A 425-nucleotide genomic window follows, 5' to 3' on the forward strand; every position below is an offset into this window, starting at 1 on the left:
CCTCCCGTGCATTGAGCGCGACATCGCGCGTCGTCAGGACGCGCGCCAGATCAGCGAGGCCATGCGGCCGGTGCGGCGGTCGCGGCGGGGCGAGAAGAAGCGCGCCGGCTCGGCGATGGTGCTGAGCCCGCCGCCGTGGATGTCCTGCGGCGCGAGACCGGCGCGCTCGAGGCGTCGCCGCGCCAGCGCATACAGATCGACCCGCCAGTGGCCCGGCCGCGTGCTGGTGAATGCGCTGCCGCTGCCCCAGTCGGGCGCCACGAAGGTGTCGTAGACCTCGATGCCCACTTCGTAGTCGGCGGGCCCGGCCGCCGGGCCGAGCCAGGCCATGAGGCCGGCCGCCGGGGTGCGCATCGCCGCGACCGTCGCCTCGAGCACGCCGTCGGCGAGCCCACGCCAGCCCGCATGCGCGCCGCCGACCTCCG

General features: G+C 76.2%; 1 protein-coding gene. It reads right to left on the reverse strand.

Annotated features, from left to right (window positions below):
* Window positions 1-33: 33 nt before the first annotated feature.
* Window positions 34-425: purine nucleoside phosphorylase YfiH/LACC1 family protein (locus ACY35P_RS15675; RefSeq protein WP_462116763.1), on the reverse strand; the 392-nt coding region annotated here is incomplete at its 5' end.

This window comes from Lysobacter xanthus (genome assembly GCF_047159895.1).